The sequence below is a fragment of the Microbacterium sp. GbtcB4 genome (genome assembly GCF_019091465.1).
GTDB classification, from domain to species: domain Bacteria; phylum Actinomycetota; class Actinomycetes; order Actinomycetales; family Microbacteriaceae; genus Microbacterium; species Microbacterium paraoxydans.
In genome coordinates this window covers 1-235 of the sequence record NZ_JAGXJJ010000585.1, presented here as the reverse complement: position 1 = coordinate 235, position 235 = coordinate 1, and the positions used below count along the sequence as shown (strand labels likewise).

1 pseudogene is annotated in these 235 nt (G+C 70.2%); it reads right to left on the bottom strand.

Going from position 1 to position 235, the window contains the following annotated elements:
- Positions 1–235 (bottom strand): annotated as a pseudogene (locus tag KVS71_RS18900) (hypothetical protein); the annotation flags it as partial.

Genomic DNA, 235 nt, shown 5'->3' with positions numbered 1-235 from the left:
GTCGCATCGCTCACCGGACCAGCCTACTCCCGGCCTCTCCCCTCCTCGAATCGAGCGGGCCCAAACCTCCGAGTCCGCTTTGACGGGCACCGCGATGGACTCCGTGAGCGCCTGCTCGTACCGGCGCTGCCGGCGCCGCAGCCACAGCCCGCCGTCGATGAGCAGCGCGAGGATGACGTAGGCGACTGCGGAGAACGGCTGCGCGATGAGCGTCGTTAGGTCGCCCCGGCTGTGC